General features: G+C 43.0%; 13 protein-coding genes. 6 read left to right on the plus strand and 7 right to left on the minus strand.

From position 1 onward, the window contains the following. Nucleotides 1-1,821 (minus strand): M1 family metallopeptidase (locus ACFSRY_RS17170; RefSeq protein ID WP_377510677.1); only part of this gene is annotated, 1,821 nt, incomplete at its 3' end. Between the two features lie 344 nt (nt 1,822-2,165). Here ACFSRY_RS17170 and ACFSRY_RS17175 point away from each other — a divergent pair. From ACFSRY_RS17175 to ACFSRY_RS17195, 5 genes are all read left to right on the plus strand, one after another. Further along, nucleotides 2,166-3,914, plus strand: coding sequence for a L,D-transpeptidase family protein (locus ACFSRY_RS17175; RefSeq protein WP_377510680.1), 1,749 nt, complete (start codon nt 2,166-2,168; stop codon nt 3,912-3,914). Nucleotides 3,915-3,948: 34 nt separating this feature from the next. Then, nucleotides 3,949-4,491, plus strand: a complete 543-nt coding sequence (locus tag ACFSRY_RS17180) for a plastocyanin/azurin family copper-binding protein (protein WP_377510683.1) — start codon at nt 3,949-3,951, stop codon at nt 4,489-4,491. Nucleotides 4,492-5,086: 595 nt separating this feature from the next. Next, nucleotides 5,087-5,515 (plus strand): helix-turn-helix domain-containing protein, encoded by a 429-nt coding sequence (locus ACFSRY_RS17185; protein ID WP_377510686.1) that lies wholly within the window; start codon nt 5,087-5,089, stop codon nt 5,513-5,515. Between the two features lie 137 nt (nt 5,516-5,652). After that, on the plus strand, nt 5,653-6,999 hold the full coding sequence (locus ACFSRY_RS17190; protein WP_377510689.1) for a DUF2254 domain-containing protein: 1,347 nt from the start codon (nt 5,653-5,655) through the stop codon (nt 6,997-6,999). Nucleotides 7,000-7,089: 90 nt separating this feature from the next. Then, nucleotides 7,090-7,905 carry an ion transporter gene (locus ACFSRY_RS17195; RefSeq protein ID WP_377510692.1) on the plus strand — a complete coding sequence of 272 codons (816 nt, stop codon included), beginning with the start codon at nt 7,090-7,092 and terminating at the stop codon, nt 7,903-7,905. 5 nt (nt 7,906-7,910) lie between these two features. Here ACFSRY_RS17195 and alr read toward each other — a convergent pair whose 3' ends face one another. The 5 genes from alr to ACFSRY_RS17220 all read right to left on the minus strand — a co-directional run bounded on the left by alr (nt 7,911) and on the right by ACFSRY_RS17220 (nt 16,967). Next, a complete protein-coding gene (gene alr / locus ACFSRY_RS17200) occupies nt 7,911-9,062 on the minus strand; it encodes an alanine racemase (RefSeq protein ID WP_377510695.1) in 1,152 nt (383 codons plus the stop codon). A gap of 3 nt (nt 9,063-9,065) precedes the next feature. Continuing rightward, the gene (locus ACFSRY_RS17205) at nt 9,066-10,226 is read right to left on the minus strand and encodes an amidohydrolase (RefSeq protein WP_377510698.1); all 1,161 of its coding nucleotides are present in this window, start codon (nt 10,224-10,226) and stop codon (nt 9,066-9,068) included. A 147-nt stretch (nt 10,227-10,373) separates the two neighbouring features. Next, on the minus strand, nt 10,374-14,315 hold the full coding sequence (locus tag ACFSRY_RS17210; RefSeq protein WP_377510701.1) for a PAS domain S-box protein: 3,942 nt from the start codon (nt 14,313-14,315) through the stop codon (nt 10,374-10,376). Between the two features lie 94 nt (nt 14,316-14,409). Beyond that, nucleotides 14,410-15,768: a sigma-54-dependent transcriptional regulator gene (locus ACFSRY_RS17215; RefSeq protein ID WP_377510704.1), complete on the minus strand. Its 1,359-nt coding sequence runs from the start codon at nt 15,766-15,768 to the stop codon at nt 14,410-14,412. 362 nt (nt 15,769-16,130) lie between these two features. Then, on the minus strand, nt 16,131-16,967 hold the full coding sequence (locus ACFSRY_RS17220; protein ID WP_377510707.1) for a DUF1206 domain-containing protein: 837 nt from the start codon (nt 16,965-16,967) through the stop codon (nt 16,131-16,133). Nucleotides 16,968-17,200: 233 nt separating this feature from the next. On the opposite strand from ACFSRY_RS17220, the gene ACFSRY_RS17225 reads away from it, so the two are divergent. Beyond that, nucleotides 17,201-17,785, plus strand: coding sequence for a DUF4136 domain-containing protein (locus ACFSRY_RS17225; RefSeq protein ID WP_377510710.1), 585 nt, complete (start codon nt 17,201-17,203; stop codon nt 17,783-17,785). Between the two features lie 2 nt (nt 17,786-17,787). Here the strand turns inward: ACFSRY_RS17225 and ACFSRY_RS17230 are convergent, their stop codons facing one another. Beyond that, complete coding sequence (locus tag ACFSRY_RS17230) at nt 17,788-19,782, minus strand: cation:proton antiporter domain-containing protein (protein ID WP_377510713.1); 1,995 nt, start codon at nt 19,780-19,782, stop codon at nt 17,788-17,790. Nucleotides 19,783-19,784 lie beyond the last annotated feature (2 nt).

Consider the following 19,784-nt stretch of genomic DNA (forward strand, 5'->3'; position numbering starts at 1 on the left):
CTTTTTCTTTCCTTCGGGTGTAGCGATAAGTGCTTTGTAGATAGGTACTAAGAACTTGCGGCGACCTACGTTTGTCAGGAAGGTTTCCAGTGCTTGATCAGCAGTAGTATAGTTGTTGCGGATGGCATGCAGAAGCCATGCAGCAAGCACTTCCGAATTTCCGGATTTGGTGAAGCTAAAGGCTTTGTCCAGCTCAGCCATTTGTTCCTGATTCATGTTCTCAGGCAACATTCTGATAAAGTGTAACCACTCGTGGCTAGACCAGTCTTTTGTGCTAAGCTGAGCGGCTGGTTTTCCGCCCTTCCAGGCATTAAAAGCTTCCTCTACTTTCGCAAAGCGGGTAGAGGTTGGCTTCACAAAGTCCTCAGGCAGTCCCGGAGAAAATACCCAACCTTCAATGTTTATCTTTTCAGCTAGTTCTTCATCACCTTTAATTAGCTCCTGACGCAGGAAGTTCAGGAACTTGTCAGTGTTAGTGCTTTCGAATGCAAATGTGCTGAAGTATTTATTAAGGAAAGCATCAAATTTCTCACGGCCTACTGCACGCTCTATGTTAGCTAAAAAGAAATTTCCTTTCTCATAAGCAATATCAGTCAGACCTTCGTCTGGGTCACGACCTTCCAGATCCAGTTTAAGGCGCGTATCTTCACTGTCCGCTCCAAGGTCGTTTATGGTGTTGGTGAGATCCTGGTAACCCAGAACCTGAAGCATATCGGCATATTCTTTACCATACAGCTCTTCCATAATGCGACGCTCAAAATAAACAGTAAAGCCCTCGTTCAACCAGAAGTCATCCCAGGTGCCATTGGTAACAAGGTTTCCACTCCAGCTGTGTGCCAGTTCATGGGCAATCAGGCTGGTAAGGGAACGGTCTTTTGCCAAAACAGTTGGAGTTACAAACGTCAGGCGCGGGTTCTCCATGCCTCCGAAAGGAAAAGAAGGAGGCAACACTAGCAGGTCGTAGCGGTCCCAGCGGTATTTACCATAGAGTTTCTCTGCGGCAACAAGCATTTTGTCCATTTCGGCAAACTCATAGGCTGCTGCTTCTATGGTAGGGGGCTCTGCATAGATACCAGTCTGTGGTCCAATTTTGCGGAAGGTAAGGTCACCAACCGAAAGCGCCATAAGGTACGATGGGATAGGCTGCTTCATCTGGAAAGTGTACACACCGGTGTCATTCTTTTGGATCGGGTTCTCTGCACTCATTACAGCTAATAGCTCCTTTGGTACTTTTACCTTCGCATTATAGGTGATGCGAATGCCGGGGCTGTCCTGGATCGGAATCCATGTTCTGGCCAGAATAGCCTGCGACTGTGTGAAAAGAAATGGATTTTTTTTGCCTGCAGTCTGCTGGGGGTTAAGCCACTGAAGGGCTGCAGCATCAGGAGAAGTTTTGTATTTGATGGTGACTTTTTTTGTGTCTGGTTTAATTTGGACAACAAGCGGCTGACCCAGAAATTCTTTCTCCTCGCCCAGCTCAAAAGTTGTTTCCTCCATTTCCTCTCCCAGATACACTTTTTCAATCTGAAGATTTCGGGTGTCAAATATTATTCTATCAGTACCTGTAAGGTTTTCAATGTTATAAGACGCAGTGCCGCTAAGTACCTTCTGGTCAAAATTTACATCAATATCCAGATCCAGGTGTTTGGCAACAGCCTCAGCAGGCTGAGCATAGCTATGCACATCTCCTGACATACGTTCCAGTGCGGATTGTTCTGTGGTCATGTTCTGATCATCTTTAGTTGGTTGTGATGTGCAGGAGGCAAACTGAAGACTGCCTGCCACACTTAAACCAAGTAAGCAACGTCGGTAAAGTTTCATAGGTTTTGTAATGTCTTTTTTGGTAAGATAGGAATTCTTGTGCAATACAGGAAACGCAGTTGGCTTGCAAAGATTAAGAATTGTGACATGATTTTTGAGAGATTTAAAAATATGAGAGGCTGCAGATACATATTGATGGTATTAACACAGGCCATATATGCCTCAGTTTTGAGAAATGGCGCTTTATAACTTTTTGTACTGTTTTGAAGTACATAAAGCAATAAAGCCTTATAAAACAATATAGCAGCTTTTTATTTGTAATAAACTAAGAATTGTATTGTGCTGAAAATACTTCTTGTCCGCCGAGATGGAGAAGGTGTGTTTTCACATTAAGAAATAAAATTATGATGATCCCTTATTTTAAAAAATGCATTTCTGTTCTGGCAGTAGCTTTCCTTATGCTGAATGTTAGCTGCAACCAAACGGGAGGTGAGACACAGGAACAGGCTACTGCCAGCAGTGGTGGCTTCTTTAACATGGGCAAGGAGCTTCCACAGCCAAACACAGATAGTGCCTTTGTGGTGAACTACATCAGTGACAAGCCTGAGTTTAAAGAGCAGGAGGAGTGGATGTTTAAGTTTTACGGTGACAGGGACTACAGCCTTGCCTGGTTCCGGGAGAATGAGTTGGTGCCTGAAACGGAGAGGTTCCTTACTGTGATAGATAAAGCGGCCAAAGAAGGGCTTGATCCGAAGAAATACAGGATAGTTGACATTAACAAGATGCTGCAGGAGTATAAAGCTCTGCCTTCTCAGGATTCGGCAAGGTTGGAGCTTCAGCAAAAGATAGACCTGGCTCTTACAGCTTCTTATTTTAATTACGCTTCTGACTTCTATAGAGGCCGTGTAAATCCTCGTTCACAGAATGCGGTGAAGTGGGATGTGAAAAAGAACAAGATAAAGCTTCACAAAGCCCTTCAGACAATTTTACAGGAGCGGGAAAGTACTTACCCTTATTATGAGTTCGAAGCGCTTCATGCAGGCTATGTAAAGCTTAGAGATGCTTTACAGGAGTATCGTGAGCTTCAGGAAAGAGGAGGCTGGACCAAAGTGGAACTGGCCAAGAAAAAAATGCTTCAGAAAGGAGATACTGCCAAAGCCGTTGTACAAATCCGTCAGCGCTTAAATCCCGATCAGAAGTATGATGTAAATGATAAAAGACTGCAGTTATTTGATGAAGACTTACAAAGTCAGGTGAAAAAGTTTCAGCTGCTACATGGCCTTAAAGAAGACGGTGTGGTTGGAGGAAATACACTTGCTATCATGAATGTGCCCGTAGAAGACCGGATTAACCAGATCATGATCAACATGGAGCGGTGGCGCTGGATTCCTAAGCGAATGGTGCCAAAAAGCCTCGATCAGAAGTATATCTGGGTAAACATACCTGAATACAAGATGTACATCTATGAAGACCCGGACAATGACCCGGAAGCTGAGAGGGAGTATAAAGAGGTAATGAACATGCGGGTGATTGTAGGTAAAACCATGAACTCTACCCCAATATTCAGCGACAAGCTGGAGTATGTGGTAATGGCGCCGTATTGGAACGTGCCGAATAGCATCGTGGAGAAAGAAATTAAGCCGAATATCCTTAAAAATTCCAACTGGCTGGCGAGTCAGAATATGGAAGTAGTAACCAAGGAGAAAAACCCGAAACAGGTTTCACCTTACTCCATAGACTGGGCAGGTGTTACTGAAAAGAATTTCCCCTACATGGTGCGCCAGAGACCAGGCCCGGACAATTCTTTGGGTATGATCAAATTTCTTTTCCCTAACGAATATGCCGTTTACTTACATGATACGCCGGCTGATGCTTTGTTCAGCCAGAATGATCGTGACTTTAGCCATGGTTGTGTGCGTGTAGAAAAACCTGTTGAGTTGGCAAAGTATATTTTACGGGATATGCCTGAGTGGGATGAAACCCGCATCAGACAAACAATGAAGGAAGGAGAGGAGAAGTGGGTGACATTACCGAAGCGTGTGCAGGTATACCTGGTGTATTTTACAAGCTGGGTTGATGATCAGGGTAATGTTCATTTCAGAGAAGACCTATACGGGCATGATAAAAAACTTCAGAAGGAATACTTTGGGTAAGGCTCCTGTGTGTTTTACCCTATAAGCTTTAACTATGAATAAGATACTTGGGATATGGCTCTTTTGCCTGGCGTTTCTTACTGCTGGCTGTTTTGAAAAAACTGATCCTGCTGGCGGTGCTACCAATGAAATAGATGCTGATACAGCTGTCGCAGCCAGTGCCCCTATCGTTGAAATTGCGGACACTACCTTGCAACCAGTTCAGCAGTTAACCCTTACTGCCATTGGTAATACCCTTGAGGAGATTGCCTATAAAGAAGACACATTGTATGCACAGGCAGGTGCACTGGTAAAGCTTTCACTGGTGAACGAAGGTATAGACATGCCCATGGTTCATAATGTAGTAATCACAAAGCCGGGGAAATATAAAGAAGTTGCCTTAGGTGGAGCTGAAGTAGGAGCACCGGGCAATTATGTTCCAGAAAGTCCTGAAGTAATTGCGGCTTCAACTATGGCCTTGCCAGGACAAACTGTTGAAATGGAATTTACTGCTCCCGCAGAACCGGGGTCATATGATTTTGTTTGCACCTACCCGGGGCATTGGAAAAAGATGAACGGGGTATTCATAATCAAATAAACTGTTACTCCGAAGCAATGGCTTTGCGCGATACTTTCAGATTTCCTGAGGCTGGTCCCATCAGTAAAAACCATTTAAGAATTATAAAAAGTACAAAAATCAAAGATTAGAGAATGCTTTGATCAATATATGATTTTTTGCACAAACAAAACTCACTTCCTTCAGCCCGATTGGCAGGTGCAATAAAAAATTAACAGCAAAGGTTCAACTGGTTTAGAAACAACAATTTAAGGCATTGTGGATAACTCAAATTATCCACAATGCCTTTTTGCTTGTATGCCACTATGGCAGCAAGTATGTATACTGTCTTTTTTGAACCAGCCTGTTATACTTCTAGCAAACAGAAAATATTGATAACTAAAAATCAACTTTAAATATGCTTTGTGATGTTGTATACAAATGTATATACAAATGTATACAGTGATGTGAGTTTTGAAATAATCAGATGATAATATGCTGTATATAAATAGATTGTATTTGTATGATAAATTAATGCTTTAATAATGTATGTGGCGATAATTGGTTTTGTTTGCAGTGATTGCTAATTTGTGTTACATTTGTTTATAGTAGTTACAGGTTTAAGTTTTCAGTATAAATGGTTGATAGAATTCGGCAATTAATGGAGTTCAAAGAGCTTTCTTCGTCACAGTTTGCAGATACTGTGGACGTGCCTCGTGCCGTGATCAGCCATATTATCAGTGGCAGGAATAAGCCAAGCCTTGATGTGATCATTAAAATCATTTCTGCTTTTCCTGAGGTAAATAAGGACTGGATGCTTATGGGGGAAGGCAATATGCTAAGTGGCTTAGTAAAAAAAACTGATTCTGAAATGGATCCCAATACTGCTTTTGTCGCTAAGAACGTTGAGCCAGTTCCGAAAGAAGAGAAACCTGTTGATACTGAAAAAGTGCAAGAGCCATCTAACTCTTCTTTACCAATTCCTGCTGTGGAATCACCTGGTAAAAAGATTGAGCAAATCGTAATCTTCTACTCTGACAAGAGCTTTGTTGCCTACAAACCTTAATCTCTAATTTCCTTTTTTGGTTAGGGCTGCACTTTTTGTGAGGCTGGTTTTCTACGAAGGGAAACTTACTAAGGCAGGTGTAAGTACATTGGCTAAAGCAGCTACCTTTGTGGGTAGAATCAACAGACCTTTAGCGAATGGAAGAATTATTCAGCAGAATAAAATTTGGCTTTAAATACATTGTATCCAGTATTGGTTTTTATCCAACTGTAATTGCCCTCCTGTTCTTTGTTCTTGCAATCCTAATGCTTTACCTGGAGGCAAATGGGTTAAGTGTAAAGTTTAAAGATAATCTGCCATTCATGATCATTACAGATGGTGAAACAGCCCGACTTGTATTAAGTACCATCGCGGCAGGAATAATTTCCCTTACTGTCTTTAGCTTTACTATGGTGATGTTGGTGCTGAATCAAGCCAGTGCTAATTTCACACCCCGGGTTATTCCTGGTTTAATATCTTATAAATCTAATCAACGGGTATTAGGCTTGTATTTAGGGGTCCTTATTTACACGCTGGTGATCATGGTAAATGTGCGTTCAGAGTATTACAATATTCAGTTGCCGGGATTTTCTATTTTCCTGGCGATGTGCTTCACCATCGTTTGCCTAGGCTTTTTTGTTTATTTCATTCATTCCATTTCGCAATCTATACAGATAGAGAGTATTCTGGAGAGCATATTCATAGTAACCAGTGATACCTTAAAACAAGAGATTGAATGGGATAAAGGATCTGAGGTGCCAAATATTTTTTCTGCGAAAAGTGGTTGGTACAATCTGGAGAGTCCTGAGACGGGCTATCTGCAAAGCCTCGATAATGATGCGGTGTTAGCGATCTGTAAAAAGCATGATATTGTTGTTTACTTTGATCAACCCTTAGGGGCTTTCCTGGTGAAGGGGGTGCCGTTCGCGCGAATAAATAAAAACCTTGAGAATGAAGGCGATTTTGCTAAAAATTTCTTCAAACATGTAAATTTCTACAGAGAAGAGCGGCCAGATGTAAACTACCTTTTCGGATTTAAGCATATAACAGAAAGTGCAGTAAAAGCTTTAAGCCCCGGCATTAACGATCCGGGTACAGCAATAAAGGCCATTGATTATCTTACTGCTCTCTTTGCGCTACGCATGCAGTTAACGGATGAGAAGATTCTTTATGATGAGGACGGTGCGGCCCGTATACGTTTTGAGCATGAAACCTTTGGTGTACTTTATTCCATTTCTCTGAGTCCTATTCGCCATTACGGTAAGGGAAGTAGTGTTGTAGTATTAAGGCTTCTGTACCTGTTGCGAAGCCTGCTCTTCAAAGTGCAGCCGTATCCTCACCTGATCCCCATTTTAAGAAAGGAAGCAGAACTGCTGATCTTCGATGCAAACGAAGAAATAAAGAATCCGGGCGACCGTGAGAAGATAAACAGTCAGATAATGGAGGTCAACAAAATGAACGTTTTATTTGAACCTCTTACCCTGTTAAGGAGTCAGCAGTATTAATGTCTCTGTAAATGATAAATTATGCCTAACCTTCCATTTGCAGAATTTTGCGTAAACCATACCTGATTCATAATAAACTGATGTATGCCTATGGCAGAAGTGTTGAAGAATACTTTTCGAGAAAAACTATACAGGGTCATCTTTGAGGCTGAAACTGCCGGAGGAAAAGTGTTTGATATTATCCTGCTTGTTCTTATAATAGCAAGTGTAGTCGTTGTATCCCTGGAGAGTGTTGTTGAGCTCAGAAGGGCTTACTTGCCTTACTTTCAGGCACTGGAGTGGGGCTTTACAATTCTTTTCACCATAGAATATTTATTACGCATATACAGTACGCCAAAACCAATCAAGTATATTTTCTCCTTCTTTGGAATGGTTGATCTTCTCTCAATCATACCAACATACTTGAGCCTGATTATTGCAGGCTCGCAGTACCTGCTAGTAGTAAGAGTGCTGCGTCTGCTTCGGATTGCCCGTATCTTCAAGCTAACACGTTTTATTAATGAGGGGCAGGTGCTCTCCAGGGCCTTGAGAGCAAGCGTAACCAAGATCCTGGTGTTTATAGGTACAGTTCTCACAATAGTAGTTATTGTAGGGTCTGTGATGTACATCATAGAAGGGGCAGCAAGTGGTTTTACGAGTATACCGAAAAGCATCTACTGGACAATAGTTACACTAACTACAGTTGGCTATGGAGATATTGCACCTGCTACTCCTCTAGGCCAGATACTGGCAAGCTTTGTTATGATCATGGGATACGGCATTATTGCGGTGCCTACCGGAATTGTTACCGTAGAGATGACGAGGAGCCAAAGAGAAGCAGAACATACAAGGGTCTGTCCCAATTGCCATCAGGAAGGGCATCCTTTAAATGCTAATTTTTGTTTTAACTGTGGTTATAAATTGTAGGTCTTCTAATCTACAATATAGCGGGGAATATTAGTAGGGAGTCGTGTGAGCAATTCGTAGTTAAGCTGTGTGCTAAGTTCTCCAAAAGAGGCAACAGTGATACTCTGATCTTTCTGTTTGCCTAATAATACCACTTCGTCGTGTTTCTGCACATCCTTAATATTTGTAACGTCTACCATCATAACGTTCATGTTAACGATGCCGACCACGGCTGCTCTTTGCCCTCTGATCAGTACCTGACCCTGGTTACTCAGGCTACGGCTGTATCCCCAGGAATAACCAACCGGAACAACGGCAAGAACCATGTCGCGTGGAGCCTGGTATGATGTGCCATACCCAATGAAGTTGCCCTGAGTAACTGACTTAAGGCTCATAACGCGGCTCTTCCAGTTGATCAGTCTTTTGAGAGGATCTGTTTTGTCCCCGTGCTGACCTATGTATTGGCTGTAAGTTTCGGGACTTGGCCATAAGCCATACTGCATTATACCTATGCGCACCATATCCATTCTGGTTTCAGGATAGCTGACCATAGCGGCAGAGCAGGCGGTATGAATCTGGGTGGGGGTGATGCTGTTCTTCCGTAACTGCAGAAGCATTTTGTTAAACAACCTGTATTGGGAGAGGACTCTGTCATGGTTCTGAAGGCTTTCTGCTCCGGCATAGTGGGTACAAATCCCCTGTAGCTCTACATGTGCAATGCACTGCTGTAAAGTTGCTTCAGCCTGCTCTAAAGCTCCTTTATCAAAGCCGGTTCTGTTCATGCCCGTTTCAAGCTCCAGGTGTATTTTAGCTCTTTTGCCCAACTTCATTGCCACCTTTGCCGCCTCTGTTAGCCGGTCTAATTCAAAAACAAAAAACTCAATGTCATTTTGGATAGCCCACTCCAGTTCAGGGTTATCTATGTAACCCATAATCACTATCGTTGCTGCCTTTGGAAGGCTTTCCAAAAGCCGACTGGCCTCATCAGCACTGAAAACAGAAAAATGGTCCACTCCGCTTTCCTGCGCAATTGGTGCAAATTGTTCAATGCCATGCCCATAGGCGTTGCCCTTTATAACTGAGGAAAATCTTACGTTTGGGCCTATTTCTTTTTTTAGAAAATTGATGTTATTCTGAAGAGCTGACTTACTTATTTCTATATAGGAGCTGTGAAGCATAAATTATTTTCTATTCATTAATTCCTGGGCGATGGTATAAAAAAGTGTGCTGCCGGTGGGTATAAGGGTGTCCGGGAAATCATAATCTGCATGATGCAGCTGTGCCTGGTGTATACCCGCTCCCAAACCAAATAAAGCACCTTTATAAGCATGGGTAAAATGGCCAAAGTCTTCTGACCACCTGAAGGGGTGTACGGCTTCCTTTACCTCTAGTTGAAGAGACTGTGCCGCCCGTTCTATCATATCTACAGCTTCATCGTTATTTACAGTGGCCGGAAATTCTTCTACAAACCTGATTTCATACTTTAGGTTAAACTTATTTGCTATGGACTCTGCTGCTGTACTTGTAAGTTCTTTTAAGAGCTGTAGATCAGCTGGCTGGTAGGAGCGAAGGGTAGCCATCACGGTAGCAAAGCCAGGATTAGTTCCGAAGGCAATTTCCCCAAGGCGTGCGTGTATCACAGTAAGCAATGTAAGGTCCAGGAAATTTTCCTTTCTGTTGATTATTTCCTGAAAGGAAAGAATGAGTTCAGCCATGGCTGCACCTGGGTTCAATCCATTTTCTGGTTCAGCTGCATGCGATGGTTTGCCATGAAGCTCTACGATCATACCTGTTGATGCGGCTGCAAACACATTATGTTTTATGATAACCTTGTGCAGCGGTACCCCTGGCAAGTTATGAAGTGCAAAAACATAGTCAGGCGTTAAGCCTTGAAACTGCTTATCCTGCAGTACATCCCATGCACCAGTACCAGTCTCTTCAGCAGGTTGAAAAAGCAGTAGTACCTTTCCTCTTCTAAGCGGGTTCTGGTGGAGTAGGGAAGCAAGACCTGCAAGAATGGCCATATGCCCGTCATGGCCGCACTTGTGCCCTATACCTTCTTTAATGGAAACATAAGGCAGCTTATTTTTCTCTCTGATGGGTAAGGCATCCAACTCTGCTCTGAAGAGAACCGTAGGGCCCTCTGCATTTTTTCCATTAAATGCTGCCACCACGCCAGTACCGCCTATTCCTGTGTACATATTGTCTGGCTCGTACTGCTGTAAAAAGTCTGCTATGCGTGCAGCCGTAGAGAATTCCTGACCTGAAAGCTCAGGGTGTTGGTGAAGCGTCTGGCGTAAAGATGTTATTTCTGGAAGAGAAGTAAGAGAGGTGGGTTGCATTTTTCCTTTGAGTATGAGTTATTACAACGTATTACGAACAAAAAGGCATAAAATGTTCGAATGCCACTCTTTCTCCTGAAGGAGTTTAAATTAAAAAGCCATGGAGCTTATTGGGCTTCCATGGCTTTCTTTAAAGAGCTTACAACATTACATATCCGATTTCATCTGTTCTATTACCTGCCCCATAACCTTCTGAACATACCCTACATGATGTACCACTACATCCAGGTTCTCCTGCTTCTTAGCATCTGTTTCAATGGTCCGTACAACCTCCCGAAGTTTCTGTATCCGCATGGTATCTACAGTTGACTTCAGCTTATGAGCAGCGGCGCTAACACCTGTCCAGTCTTTGGCCTGCTTTCTTTCTTCCATGTCTGCCAGGGTTAGAGGAACAGTTTCTATAAACAAAGTTTTAGTCTTTTTTATAAATGCTTCGTTGCCCCGAGACATCTTATAAAGCATGCTCAGATCATACAGCGGTTCTTCTTTAACTGGAGCTGCTAATGGAGGAGTTTCTGCCTCCTCTTTCTTGACCAGTTTGTGCGGCAATACAGCGGCAATTTTGGAGAACAGGCTTTCCTCCTCGAAGGGTTTTGATATATAAGCGTTCATACCCACGTTCATATATTTTTCTGCATCTCCTTTAAAGGCATTAGCAGTAAGAGCAATGATAGGAATTCCAGCTTTAGCCTTATCAGCATGAGAGCGAATAAAGTATGTCGCATCTATGCCACTCATCTCCGGCATCTGGATGTCCATCAGAATAACATCGTAGTTATTCTTGTCCACCAGCTCCACTGCCTCCCGACCATTGTATGCCACATCAACTTCAAACTTCCAGTTCTCCATAATGGATTTAGCCAGGAAGACATTTATCTCATTATCCTCCGCAAGAAGTACCCTTATTCTGCCCAGCCTTGAATAATCAACTTGCTCTTCTTTATCATCTGGCAACACGGCATCCTTGTATTTCTGGTAAGTCAGTTTAAATTTAAAGGTACTGCCACTGTTCTCCTTACTTTCAACCCATATTTCGCCGCCTTGCATCTCAATCAGATTCCGGCAAATACTAAGACCTAAGCCGGTGCCGCCGTATTTCCTGGTAGTGCTGGAGTAAGCTTGGGTAAATCCTTCAAAAATAATGTTCTGCTTATCAGCTGGAATGCCAATGCCTGTGTCAATTATAGCAAATTCAATGGTTACTTTCTCATCATCTTCTTCCAACACATGGCTCTGTAAGGAAACACTGCCTGATTCTGTGAATTTAATGGCATTGTTTAACAGATTCAGCAGCACCTGGTTCAACCTGTAAGGGTCCCCAACTAAGGTAGGGTGCTCAATCTCCATAGGCTGGGATACATAAATGAGCTCCTTCTCTTCGGCTTTATAGATAAGCGTTTGGTAAGCAGTCTTAATAGTGTCAGAAATGTTAAATGGTATTTCTTCCAGTTCAACCTTCCCTGCTTCTATTTTAGCTACGTCCAGTATATCATTTATAATCACCAGCAGGTTATCAGCAGATTGCTTGATAATGCTCAGGTAGTTCTGCTGGGCATCGTCTAAAGTACTTTTACTCAATAGCCCTGCCATGCCAAGGATGCCGTTCATGGGAGTCCTGATCTCATGACTCATGTTGGCCAGGAAGTTTTCTTTTACTCTCGCAGATTCTTCAGCAGCCTCTTTTGCCTGCTTCAGTTCCTGCTCTGCCCGCATACGGTCAGTAATATCCTGTGCTATGGCAATCACATAAGGCTCTGAGTTAGGCTCCTGTACCTTGTAGTTTTTATACAGCAGTGAGCGCTCCTCCTGCTCCTTGTTTAAAATAGTTAAGACACCTTCTGTTAGCTTCTTTGTCTTAAACTCATTGAGGTAGGCTCTGAAACTTTTCTTGTGGTGAACAGGAATAAAAGACTGGAGGTATTTACCCATCATTTCGTCTGCTTTATAATCAAGCATGTCAAGAATGTGCGGGTTTACAGAAAGTATTCTCCCTTCCATATCATGGGAACAAATAAATGCCTGGCTATAATTTATCAGCTCCCGGTATTTACGTTCACTGTTTCTTAAAGCCTCTCCAACCTGTCGCCTTTGGGTAATATCACGGGAAGAAGACTGCAGTCGTACTACTTCTCCATCTGCATTAAATAAGGGCTTTAAGATTGTCTCAACCCAAATATACTCTCCGTCCTTTTTACGCTTCCTGTGTTCAACTACAACATTACACTTTTCTCTTATGGCTTTATTCTGGCCATTCTCCAGTACGTGCGCTCTATCGTCCGGGTGTAAAATTGGGTATGGCGATGTTCCTAACAAGTCCTCTGGTTCATACTCCAGCATTTCACGGACACCTTTCGAAATATAAAGATAGGTGCCATCCAGATCATGCAGGCATATCAGGTCCCGGGAGTTTTCTGAAAGCAGGCGGTGCAATTCCTCACTTTCCTGCAATTGCTGCTTTGCAATGCGCTGATCTGTAATATTTGTGGCTATACCCAGCACATGCACTTGCCCGTCTGCAGTGGTGAAAGGCTTTCGGATAGTGCTGTACCACATTTCTTCGCCACTGGCATTTGTGAAACGCTCCTGTACAAGTACTTCTCTGTTTTCCTTAATCACCTGCCGATCCATCTCAACGTAGAATTCAGCCTCAATAAGAGATGGGTGAATATCCTTTATATTAGAGTTGATCAATTGATCTACTGTGGAATTGAAAAGCTTAGCAAACTCTTCATTAACCAGTTTAAAATTACCATCCCCGTCTTTTACAAAGATCAGGCTAGGGCTCGTGTCAATAACCTGACGAATGAACTGGTTTTTTTCTTTAACTTCCAGGGCTGCCTTGCGCTCTTCTGTTGTGTCCCGAATAATAGTAAGCACCTCGTCTGCATTATACTTGACAACACGACCTTCGAAATAATGTGTCTCACCGTGCAGTTCCAGTTCATACTCCAGTTTCTCATACTGACCCGAAATAAGCACTCTGGTTATACAAGCAAGGAACTGTGTTGCCAGTTTTTCCGGAAGAAGGTTTTGAACACTGTTTCCAATTATTTCCTGTTCAGGAATGGAAACCTGGCTTTCAACCACATTCATTGCATCCAGGTATACTCCGTCTTTATCTACAATGAACATTAAGTCTGGAATAGCGGCAAGTATAGCCCTGTTCTTGGCTTCGCTGGCTACTATTTCTTCCTGTGCCTGTCGGAGCTCTGTTATGTTAAGGCCATGGCCTACAAGAAGTTGAACTTCATTGTTGTCATCAAGCACAGGGTTAAGCCTTCTTATATGATGAGTAACTGTGCCATCCTTCATTTGAAGAGATTCCTCAAATTCTACCTGGCATTTTTCCTGCAGAACCCGGTTGAGGTGCTGCGCCCGGTGCTGCATTCGCTCAAGAGGTATCCCTCTGTGTAAACTGTAATCCTCGTTTGTCTTGCCGACAATCCATTGCCTTAACTTCGGGTCTTTAATGGCAAAGGGGTTTACAAAAAGGTACTCCAGCTTATTGTTGTAAACAGCTATATCAGAAGAAATGTGGTTTAAAACAGACTCGTAGAATTCCTTCTGCTTTAAGAGCTCCTGGCTCTGTTGCCTGAGAGTAGTTACATCCTCTGCTGACCCGATGATCTGCACAGGCCTCCCTTCTGAATCACGGCTGAAGACACTTTCACGGCAATAGAGGCTTTTGATTGAACCGTCTTTGCAGCGAACCTGGTATTCCACTTTACTTACCTCTCCATCCTGCGCTTGCTTCATGCGCACTACCTGCTTTTGTATCTTTTGCAGGTCTTCTTCTGAGGTTACAAAGGATTGAAAGACATTTCCGCTCATGGCATCAATGTCTTCATTCGTATATCCCAGTACGTTCCTGATCTGGTCGTTCAGGTAAATGCTTTTGTCTTTTTCAACATCATATATGTAGATGATGTTTGGAATGGTATGCGCAAGATTACGAACAAAGATCAGATCTTCATCCTGCAAACTGGCTTGTGCCTTCAGATCTTCTGCCAGCTTCTCAGCTGCCAGCCTTGCTTCCCGTTCTTCTTGCAGTTGCCTTTTTAATTCCGCAACTTCGTTTACAACTTCCATTTAAAAGACATTCTTTGAGATAATAAAGGAAAGGAGATGAATAGCTTATTTTTCTTTTTACCGAGGTAAAAGGTTCATCTCAGAGAGACTTTGTTTAATAAGTTGTTAATTCTTTGTTCTGAATCATGCGGTAAATGGTAGACTTACCAATGTCCAGCTTATCGGCCACATACAAGACATTGTAATCATACTTCTCCAGGTAGTACTGAATGATTTCTTTTGTGTATTCCTTAAGAGTCCGCTCTGTAGCCAGAAAATCTTTATCTGAGTTGTTTGCAGTAAAGTTGATGTCCTGCTCCTGAATCGTTTCATCATCTGAGAGAACAACCGCAAGCTCCACCACAGCCTTCAGTTCGCGGACATTACCGGGAAAGGAATAGGAGAGAAGCTTTTCCTGGGCTTTTTCAGAAAATGTTTTTCTGCTCATTCCGTTCTCTTTGGAAAAGGCATCTGTAAAATGCTTCGCCAGTACCAGTATGTCACTTCCTCTTTCTCGGAGAGGGGGCAGGTTTACAGGAAGGCCAAGCAGGCGGTAGTAAAGGTCTTCTCTGAAGTTCCCCTTCTTTACCTCTTCAGCAAGGTTCTTATGTGTAGCCACAATGATGCGTACATCTACTGGTACCACTGTGTTTCCTCCAACTCTTGTAATTTCTTTCTCTTGTAGTACGCGGAGTAGCTTTGCCTGAAGGCTAACGTCAAGTTCTCCTATCTCATCCAGGAAGATCGTGCCTTTATTTGCCTCTTCAAATTTGCCGATTCTGCGGGCCAGGGCACCTGTAAATGCACCTTTCTCGTGGCCAAACAGTTCACTTTCTATTAATTCCCCTGGTATAGCGGCTACGTTTACAGCTATATAAGGACTGTCCTTTTTTATTCCGTTGTAATGGATGGCTTTGGCTACTAACTCTTTACCTGTGCCGGTCTCTCCTGTAATTGAAACAGTTATATTTGTCTTGGCAGCTTTGTCCATCATGGAAAAGACACGCTTTATGGCTTCGCTGTTGCCAACAATCAATTTGCTGAAGTCATACTTCTGACCGATTTGCTCACGAAGCTGGCTTATCTCTTCGCGTAAGGAGGCGTTTTCACGGATCTTATTTATCGTGTTCCAGAGCCTTTCCGGTGTGTCCTCGTCTTTTACAATATAGTCATATGCCCCCTTCTTCAGGAGGTCTACAGCAGTGGCTACATCCTCCTGGCCAGAAATGATAACAACCTGGGTGTCTGGGTTTAATTCCTTTATCCGCTTTAGCACTTCATCACCATTCTTATCTGGTAAGGAATAGTCGAGGGTTACCGCGTTAGGGCGCTCGTGCATACAGGCAAGGCAGTCTTTCGCAGAATGGAACTTCTTAAGCTCGTAATCGGGATTCAGGGACAAATGGTATTCCAGCAGTTCGCTGTACCAAACATCATCATCCAGAATAAAGATTTTAAAAGGGGTGTTTTTCATTAAGTTAATGTTCCAAAATCAGGCTCAGTTCATTCAAAGATAGTATATAAAATAATTAGCAGAAAAAATATTTTGAACGACCTGAATAGTAACTTTTTGTAAGCTGTTTAAGCGGTTGTTAACTAGGGTGTTATTGTGTTAAATGTGAGGGTTTTCAGGAAGGTTTTAAAATAGCATTTTACGTATAAATTTTTAACTTAGATTTATACCACCTTAATCTTGTCACTCCCTTTTCCTGCTATGTCCTTTTTTAGAAATATAATGCCTAATGTAAGATGCCTGCTCTTTAAAGGGAAACAAAAAAGACCTGCCTGTAAGCTACACAACTTACAGGCAGGTCCTCAAAAGTTATTGATTCCTGATTATCTTACATTGATAGGCTGGTACTTGGCCCGCATGAACATGAAGATGCCGTAGAAAACCAATCCAATTGCCACAGCTCCCAATAAATAGGATCCATAGGAGGAGTTCTCAAGGAACCGAAAGGCACTGCTGCTGCCTCCGGCCTGTTGCGGATTTGACTGAAGTGCAGCCTGAAGAAACATATATCCGATTACAATCCAGACAATGCCCCTGGCAACATAGCCAATTTTACCCATCCGGATCATTTTTTCCTCGATATCGTGTTTTAATCCAACCTGTTGCACTTTCTTCTTATACTTATCGGAAAGGCCATAATAGATCTGGTACAATCCTGTTGCAATAATAGCTACTGCAACGATACCGGCTAACCACTGACCAAAAGGCTGCTGTAGTAGCTGGCTGGCAAGTGTCTCACGGGATTCTCCGCCGCCACCGCTGCCTCCGTTTCCCAGAGCCATGTTTGCTGCCAGGTAGGCAAGGGCACCATATACTAATCCACTGAAGATATAGCGGATTCTTTTGCCAATGCCTTTTGCATCATGGCCTTCATTTTCTGTGTCTCTGAAACCCTGAATAAATCGCCAGATGGCATAGCAGGCTAATCCGAGTGCAACCGCACCAAGCAGCCACTTGCCAAAGGGCTGCTCCAGTATAAATTGAAATACTCCTTTTTTACCCGCACTCTGGGATGAGCCGCCGCCTAATTCAAAAGCTGCCATAAAGGCAAGGATGCCAACCAGGCAATAGACCACTCCTTTGGCTGTTAACCCAACTTTAGCAAAATTTTCGACCCATTTTGGTGGTGGGGCTGGTACGTGAGATGAAATTGTATCCATAGTCTTATATATAAGTTCTTAATTTATTTTTCTCTCATACACGTAAAACGCACTTTAATAGTTGTAAATGAGCCTTTTTGATAAGTCTGTGGTATTTCAGGGTGCTTCAGAAGCTGTTGCGACAGCTGTAAAGTATAGAATGGGAGGGATATTATTTTTAACTTGCCACTACAATCAATAAAACTGGCATTAGGTCTGATTTTGCTTAAGCCAACTAATGTATAAACTTAAACATGCTTAATAAAAAACTTCTTTCTCTGTTGCAGTTGCTGTTGTTGCCGCTTTTTATGTGTGCCTGTGTGGTGACATCTGGTATCAAAAGCACAAATGCCATATCTGCCCCAGGAGCAAATCTTAAGCGCTACAAAACTTATAGCTGGTATCAGCAGAAACCTGAAGCTGCGGCAGAATATGATCCTGGCTTTGGTTCAGGATTAGACGAGAAGTTACGACGTGCGGTAGAGGAGGAGCTCGAAGAAAAAGGCTATCTGAAAGTGACAGAAAATCCTGATTTACTGGTGGCTTATGATGTCAGTGTTTCAGTTCCACTTGAAAAGGACAAACCCGAAAATTTCCTTCCCGGCTTTGGCTATAGCTACGGCTATATGCATGGTTATCGTTACGGCTATAATAATGCCGGTTTGCCTGGCTACAGGTCTGTAGATTTGTTTAAATCAGGTACGCTCATCATAGATCTTATCAATCCTAAAACAAATGTCCTGGTTTGGCGTGGCTGGACGGAGGGAGCGATAGAAAACTTCAATGCCGGCTATAAAAAGGTTCACCAGGAAGTAGAGGAGGTATTGAATAAACTGTAGTTTTAATCAGCTCTTAAGTAATTATTGAAACGCATGACATCGTCTGGCTTGCCTACGACATAAATTATATCACCTTGGTTTATCATGGTTTTGGCATTAATGTCCAGAATTGTTTTGCTTTCCCGCTTGATGGCAACTATGGTGATGCTGAACCTGTTACGAACGTCTGCCTCAAGTAAAGGCTTATTGATGATTTCTTTGTCATCTGTATAAACCCGCAGGCTGGCAACTTCTATATCCGGCAGGTCTACCTCAAAGCTTCCCATATTACTGTTCCGCCCGGTCATGCTTCGTAGCATATCATAATTGTCAGATCGGATCATGGTTGTGAAGCTTTCAATCTGATCGCGGGGCATTAAGTACTTAGACAGTACCCGGGTAAAGATTTCTATGGAAGTTTCAAACTCCTCCGGAATAACTTCATCTGCCCCGATACGATAGTTTTCTTCCATCTCCTGTAAGAAACGCGTCCTGACAATGATGTGCACCTTATCGGAAATCTGACGAATACCGGCGATGATTCTCTTTGTGGCTTCCGGGTCTGATATGGCAATAACTGCTACCCGTGCCTTTTGTGTGTTAACATGAGTAAGAATGGTACCATGTACAGCATCGCCATATAAGATAGGTTCGCCTAAATGCCGTTCATGTCGAACAGTTACGGCATTCAGTTCAATGATCACATAAGGAATATTCGCATGCTTGGCTGCCTTTGCAACATTTCGGCCGTTGATACCAAAACCTATGATCACGATGTGGTCATTCAGATCTGAAAGTTCTCCATGTTCTTGCTCCTTCTGGTTCTCAAAGGGCATTGGATCTCCCCCTTTAAAAAGCAGGGAATCTACAGAAGAGGCGATACGGTGGTAGTATTGTATCACAAAGGGGGTTACAGCCATCGTTAGCAACGACACTGAAAGAAAGTATTGGTACGTCTCAGCAGAAAGCAAACCATAGGTAATGCCTGTATTGGAGAGTATGAAGGCGAATTCTCCTACCTGGAACAGGGAAAGGCCAACCAGTATGGAAACGCGCATGGGGTACTGCAGTATTCTTGCCGCTACGGTGGCTACAAATCCTTTCAGAAAAAAAGTAGCTACTGTGAATAACAGGATGACAGGCAGGTTTTGCAGCATAAACCCAAAATCCAGGAGCATGCCAATGGATACAAAGAAGAAACTGGTGAAAATTTCCCGGAATGGTAATATGTTACTGGTAGCCTGGTGACTGTACTCTGACTCAGAAATGATAAGCCCCGCCATAAAAGCACCCAATGCCAGGGACAAGCCTAAGCTGGAGGTTAACCAGGCAACTGCAAAGCAGATAACCACAATGCTCAGGATAAACAACTCCTTGCTTCGCGTTTGTGCAACCTGGTAAAGTAGCCTTGGAACCAGGTATCTGGCACTCACCAATACAAAAAGAATTACCAGTACCCCTTTAGACACCATTAAAAAGAGTTCCCATGCTATATTCTGCGTACCGCCAGCCATTAATGGCGACAAGAGCATCATAGGCACTACTATGATGTCCTGAAATATCAGAATCCCCAGTACTACTTTTCCCTGCGGACTGTTTATTTCTGCTTTATCCTGCAATAGCTTGAGAACAATAGCCGTGCTGCTCAATGCAATCAAAAAGCCCATAAAAACCGCCTCGCCTTTTGTGAAATTTAGCATTAGCATAATACCCGCTACCAAAACTATCGTGGCCATCACCTGGGTAGTGCCTCCCAGCAAAACGGTCCGTTTTATCATGGCAAGCTGACGCAGCGAAAACTCCATACCTATGATGAACAGAAGCAGGATCACGCCAATCTCGGCGAGTATTTCAATATCGTGGGTGTTGTTTATCAGGCTGAGTCCATGGGGACCGGCAATAACACCTGTTGCAAGAAAACCTAAAATGGTAGGAAGTCTGAACCGCTGGAAAAGCAGTATCACAACTACAGCCAGTCCAAGTATGATTACTACATCTGAGAGTAATGGTATCTCCATGC

Origin of the sequence: Pontibacter locisalis, assembly GCF_042684605.1 — a bacterium.
In the GTDB taxonomy this organism is placed as follows: Bacteria; Bacteroidota; Bacteroidia; order Cytophagales; family Hymenobacteraceae; genus Pontibacter; species Pontibacter locisalis.